The sequence below is a fragment of the Cupriavidus sp. 05N40 genome, assembly GCF_056397305.1.
In genome coordinates this window covers 1-6,168 of the sequence record NZ_JBFTND010000307.1, presented here as the reverse complement: position 1 = coordinate 6,168, position 6,168 = coordinate 1, and the positions used below count along the sequence as shown (strand labels likewise).

The window sequence follows — 6,168 nt, the reverse complement described above, 5'->3', positions numbered from 1 at the left end:
GTGCATAGCCTGCCGGCACCCTGCCTCTGGCCGCATAGCCCATCAGCTCCCCGGATTCCCCCGGTTCCTGTGCCTGGCCGAGCGAACACAACAGTCCCAGTCCCATGGCGACAAGGAGCTTCATGCCTTGCCTTCGGGTGCGTACGGTGCGCGCAGCGGCGGCAATCGCCTGCGTGGACGGGATGGATTGGATGTCGTCGTGCATGGAGGGATGCCATCAAGGCGCATGGCCAACGAGGGGAATGACGCCGAGTACGACGGTGGCGATCAGCATGACCAGCGCCGCCGACAGCGCCCAGAGCATGGTGTAGCGCTGGTGGTCGCCGAACTCCACCTCGGCCAGGCCCACCAGCAGATAGGTCGAAGCCACCAGCGGGCTAAGCAGATGCACCTGCTGGCCGATCAAGGATGCGCGTCCGATCTCGGCGGCGCCGATGCCGTAGACCGCGGCCGCCTTGGCGAGGATCGGCAGGATGCCGAAGTAGAATGCGTCGTTAGAGATGAAGAAGGTGAAGGGGACGCTCAGCACGCCGGTCACGATCGCCATGTAAGGACCCATCCAGGGCGGCACCGCGGCAATCACGCTGGCCGCGATCGCATCGACCATCTTGGTGCCCGACAAGATGCCCACGAAGATGCCCGCCGCGAAGATCAGGGCCACCACCGGCACGATATTCCCCGCATGCGTGCTGATTCGTTCCTTCTGTTCGGCGAGGTTCGGGTAGTTGATCATGATCGCAATGGCCGAGGCCACCATGAACAGGACCTGCAGCGGCAGCGTGCCGAGGATCAGCAGTACCATCAGCACCACCGTCAGCAGCAGGTTGACCCACAACAGCCTGGGCCGGGCGATGCTCGGGTCGCCCATCGCCACGTCGGGCGCGGCAAGGCCGGCGGCCGCGCCGTCCAGGGCGATCGCACCGAGCCGCCTGCGTTCGCGACGCCCAAGGATGAACGCCACGAACAGGCCCCAGCAACCGGTAACGACCATCGGCAGGATCATCGGCACGAAGATCAGGCCCACGTCCACGCCCAGCGCGCTTGCCGCGCGCGCGGTGGGTCCGCCCCAGGGCAGGATGTTCATCAGCCCGCCGGCCATCATGATCACGCAGGCCAGCACGAGGCGGCTGATGCCCAGCCGCTTGTAGAGCGGAAGCATGGCGGCGCAGGTGATCATATAGGTGGTCGACCCGTCGCCGTCGAGCGACACCAGCACCGCCAGCACGAAGGTACCGACCACGATCTTCATCGGATCGCCGCCCACCAGCCGCAGGATCCGGCGCACGACAGGGTCGAACAGCCCGGCGTCGATCATCAGGCCGAAATACAGGATGGCGAACATCAGCATCACGCCGGTCGGCGCGAGCTTCTTGATGCCATCCAGCATCATCGGGCCTAGTTGCATGCCGAAGCCCCCGATCAGCCCGAATACGATCGGCACCAGGATCAGGGCGACCATGGCCGACAGGCGCTTGGTCATGATCAGCGCCATGAACACGATGACCATCGAGTAGGCAAGCAGGGTCAACATACCGCGTTCCTCCTGTTCCTAGGCCACGAACTGGCACTTGGAAGCCGCCGTGCGCGTATCCATGTTCCGGCCCCGGTTGAGGTGATCGTCGATCTCGGCGGCGCAGCCGAGCATGCGCGGGTACAGGAAGATCGTGAAGGCAGCCGTCTCCAGCGCACTTTCCGTGTATTGCCCGCTCTGGTAAGGCTGCCACAACATCTTGAGCAGCAGCGCGGCGATCACGGCGTCGATATTCACGCAGTAAACATTGCGCGACACACCCTCGTCGAACAAGGTCTGCACCAGTGTGCGGTAGAACGCGTGGAACACGTTGTACTCGCCGCGCTCGGCGAACAGCGTCGCGATGAACACTTCACGCGGGTCGTGGTTCACTGGTTTGTCCTTGAACACCGGGTGGTTGACGCCAGGGATTTTCTGGATGTCAAGGCTGCCCGTATTCTTCTTGTTTGCCTTGTAATCAGCATAGTGCTTGACGTAGCGCTGCGCGAGTGCTTTGAGGTCGATGCCGTGGTTGGGGTTGCCCGGGTCCTTGAGTCCCGCATCCCTGAACTGCTCGATCAGGAACGCGATGCCCTCGTAGCCGTTGCCGCCATGCGCATAGCCGGTGTGGGTCAGGAAGCCGACCAGCCCCTTGTTGAGCTGCACGCGCTCCGGGTCTTCCGGGCCGTCGGCGGACACCGCGCCCTTGGCGCCCTGCGCCGAGATCGTGCCCGGCCCGTTGCTCAACAGCAGCCCGACCAGCACCTGGAATGCGTGCAGATCTGCCGCATTGGCCGGCAGGCCCAGCAGTGCGATGAAGGCAACCTCGCTGATCGAGCGCTGCTCGAGGATGTCGCGGGTCGCCATGCCGCAGAAGCCATCGGCCGTGTGCTGGTCCGCCGGAACGGAGGCGCCGATCAGCGCGCCGAACAGGCGTATCCACCATGGCAGGCTCTCCGCGGTGATCCGCGACACGCGCTTGCGCTTGAGCGGGCCCCAGGCCAGCGTGGTGGCGATGGCGGCCAGTACGGCATCTTCCGTCGGATGTCCGGGCAAGGCCTGGAGGTAACGCACGAACACCGATCTGGCCCCCCGCGCTTCCAGCCCTTTGAGCATGGCGGCAGCACGGTCGTCGGGCCGATCCGCGACGAACAGGCCCGGCGATTCAAGCCGGACCCTGCCGGTGTCGAAGTCTTCGTCCATCGCGTCACCGAGGCCGGCCGCGGCGAAGGCGTCGATCAGCATGCGCGTCAGGGCGCGCGCGCGCTCCTGCGTGCGTGGACCGAGGATGCTGGCGGCCGCGGCCAACACGCTGTTGGGCGCATTGCCGGCATCGCGCGAGGCTTGGGCCGCCGCCAGGGCAGGGTGGCCGTGCAGGTTCAGCGAGGCAGCCACGGCCACGTTGATCAGCTTCTGATCGTTGATGCCGCCGGGCTCGTGCAGCAGCGCAAGGCTTACGTTGACTTCCAGCGGATACTGCGCCGCATCGAGCATCGATACCCCGTGCAGGCTGGTCAGCTGCGTCCTGGCATCCATCTGCGAAACGCCCGAGGTATCCTTCATCGGCTGGCGCGGCAGCACGGCGCCGATCTGCTGGTCGAGCGCGCTGATCTGCTGGCCGTACGGCGCGGGTGCCTGCACCACGGGCAGGTCGAGATCGGCCGGCAGCGACAGGCCCTGGCTGGAGCTGAACCAGGGCTTTAGCTCCATGGTGCCTTCGGGCTCGAAATCGGGTTCCACGCCGTTGGCGCGCATCACGGCGGTCAGTGCGGCAGGAATGTCGGCAATATTGACCACAACCGCGCCCTTGGCCGAGAACACCGGGTTCCTGGGCGTGAACAGTCCGTCGACGCCGAACTTCTCCATAAACCAGCGTTCCTTGGATTCGGCGTCGTCGCCGCCGCCCGCCATGGCGCCGGCATGGCCGACCGCGCGGGTGAGCCTGCTCTTCCAGCGCCCCACCACGCAGGCCACCACCGGCTTGGTGAAGGTGGCATCGCGCTCATAGAAGCCGCCTGGCTCGCAGTACAGCACGGCAGCCTTGCTGCGATCATCGTTGGCCAGCGCGTGGGCGAATTCCGGCGCGGYATAGTGGATGTAGACGTCCTTGCCGCTCGATATCAGCGTGGTCGTGCCCCAGCCCGCCATGCGCATGTACTGCGCAATGGTGGTGGTGAAGCTGCCGGAGTTGGACAGGATTGCGATCGAACCCTTGCGCAGCGTATCGCCCGGCGCGTCGCCGCCGAGGGCGCCGCCGATGCGTACCTGGTTCCAGGCATCGGCCACGCCGAGGCTGTTGCCACCGAAGATATCGATGCCGTTCAACTGGGCCAGGGCCCGGATCTCGCGGGCATCGTGCACCGACATCTTCTCGGTCGGGATAAAGATCTTCTTCAGCTCCGGATTGACCCGCACCAGTTCGACCACGCCATCGTCGGCCGCGGACGGCGGCAGGTAGACCACGCCGCAATTGAAGCGATGCCCTGCCTCCAGGCCTTCCCGCACGTTGTTGTAGACGGGAATCGGCCCGGCGGGGGTGTCGAGCACCTGGCCCCTGCGGCCGGGCGAGGTGCCGAACACCACATTGCCGCCCGAGTAGGCATGGCCTACGGGCGTGACGTCGCTGGATTCCCCTCCCATGATATTCAGCACACACACGCGATCTTCGCGTGTCGCCACCTCGGCCAATGAATTGATGCCGACGAAATACTTGAAATCGCTTACACCCTTGATGCGCATCGCAGTCTCCAGACAGTGACTTCAGGCGGTCACATTCAATCGGGCCGCGACTTGCTCACGGCCACCGGCTTTCATCCACGCAYCCACCTTGCGGGCATGGTCGACCACCTCGCTCATGGCCGAGTCGAAGCCAAAGCTGACGTAGGGAAGGCCCAGCGACTCGCAGGTGTCGCGCAGCACGGCCATGCCGCGCACCAGGTTCGGGCCGCCGCGCCCGACCACCACATACAGCGGTGAGGGGCCGTATTTGCCGAAGTGCTCACGCAACGCGTCGGCCATGGCACGGAAGGTCTCGAAGATGTCCGTGTTGTTGGACTTGCCGCCGATGATGAACAGGACGTTGCTCTGCTTGAGCCAGTGCTTGAAGCAGATACTGGCGACAGCCTTCATTTTTTCGTACGGTGGATTGCCGCCGAAATCGGATGAGATGATCGCGTCGTCGCCCAGCATCTGCGTGACCAGCGAGTTGGCGCCGCCACCGAACGTCGGGGCCAGGATGGTTCCCTTGTCGTTGATGATGTACACGTCGCTCTGGCCCTGGTACGTGCGCAGCTGATTGATCTCCTGTTCGAAGGGCGATGTGTCGGCGGCGAACAAATGCGCGGGCAGGTTCAGGCGTTGCCAGCGCGGATCGTCGTGGTCGAAGCCGCATTTGAAGTCGCAGGCCACCGGCGTAAGCCGCCCGCGCTTGTCGGCGCGCATGCGGATCGGGTTGAGTTCCAGCGTGGTCATGCCGTAGTCGTGGAACAGGTCCCACAGGTTGGGCAGGAACTGCACCAGCGGGGAAATGATTTCCTTCGGTGCGTTCAGGCGGCTCAGCGCGTTCGCCACCACGAAGGCCTTGAGACCGGTCAGCGGGCTGAACGGCACGCGCGCGATCTGGCTGTTGTCGAGCTCCTCGATCTCCATGCCGCCGTGATGGGTCAGGGTCATGGTCGGCGCGCGGAATTCGGTGGAATCGGTCAGCGAGAAATAGATTTCATGGTCGGAAGGCACGCCGCCTTCGAACGTCACGCCATTGGCCTTGGCGCGCTGGTAGCCGTGCTGGTGTTCGACGAAATACAGGCGTTCCTTTTCCTTGAGCGCCGAAGCCAGGTCGCTGACGCGGCCAAGCAGGCCGGCCTTGCCCTTCTTGCCGACGCCCCCGCGGAAGACGGGCTTGATGAAGACTTGCTTGTGGCGTTCGATCAGGTCCTTGATCTGGTCGTCGTTGGCGTCGGGCCCGAGCACTTCAGCGGTGGGAAAACCCACGAGCTGCAGCAACCGCGCGCCGTGAAGCATGCCGGTGATTTGCATGGTGTCTCCTACATCTATTGACCACTGATGGGAACCAATGCTAGTTCACCGAAGCTTTCGCCAGCCTTTCATCCGGGGCTAGGGGATTTCCCGCATGCCTGCCGCGCGAGCGGCGCCTCGCATGAGCACTGCGTTGCGCTTTTTCCCGCGCGCGGTTCGCGGACAAGCCCCGCTGCCTTCATGCACGGCAGGTTGCGGCCGGGGGCGAGTCAGTCGAGTGAGGTCACGGCACCCGAGCCGGCGCCGAAGTGGATCTCCCGCCGCACGCGATCTGCGTCAGCGCCAATCCGGAACGGTATTGCCATGGCGGCCGTATTCCGTCTGCCCGAGCCGGAATCGGTTGAATCCAGATCCATCCGTCGATGGCGGCATCAGATGCAGATCCACTCCGGTTGAAAAAAAACTACAGCCTTTCAAATACGCCGGCCGACTGATGAATAAGACAAATTGAATAGGGGCAGGCATAAAACCGGCGTGGGCAATACGAATGACAATCTTCGTGACCAGACATGAAAAATTTGTCACCTCGCGTGCTAAATCATGTCAATTGACATCGATTTAGGTGTCAACCATGATCGCTCGCGGCCACAGGGAACGGTGGCCTTATCCCGCGAATTGAATGG

General features: G+C 64.0%; 4 protein-coding genes. All 4 read right to left on the bottom strand.

Annotated features, from left to right (window positions below):
• The coding region (locus tag AC1DO7_RS38625; RefSeq protein ID WP_477117372.1) for a hypothetical protein at positions 1–205 on the bottom strand (205 nt) is incomplete at its 3' end.
• 12 nt (positions 206–217) lie between these two features.
• On the bottom strand, positions 218–1,531 hold the full coding sequence (locus AC1DO7_RS38620) for a CitMHS family transporter (protein ID WP_441620619.1): 1,314 nt from the start codon (positions 1,529–1,531) through the stop codon (positions 218–220).
• Between the two features lie 18 nt (positions 1,532–1,549).
• Positions 1,550–4,249: a CoA-binding protein gene (locus AC1DO7_RS38615; RefSeq protein WP_477117371.1), complete on the bottom strand. Its 2,700-nt coding sequence runs from the start codon at positions 4,247–4,249 to the stop codon at positions 1,550–1,552.
• Positions 4,250–4,270: 21 nt separating this feature from the next.
• Positions 4,271–5,545, bottom strand: coding sequence for an ATP citrate lyase citrate-binding domain-containing protein (locus AC1DO7_RS38610; protein WP_477117370.1), 1,275 nt, complete (start codon positions 5,543–5,545; stop codon positions 4,271–4,273).
• Positions 5,546–6,168 lie beyond the last annotated feature (623 nt).

What these genes read in the sequence shown, in the direction of transcription:
- AC1DO7_RS38620 (WP_441620619.1), bottom strand. Translation starts at nt 1,531, where the DNA reads ATGTTGACCCTGCTTGCCTACTCGATGGTCATCGTGTTCATGGCGCTG.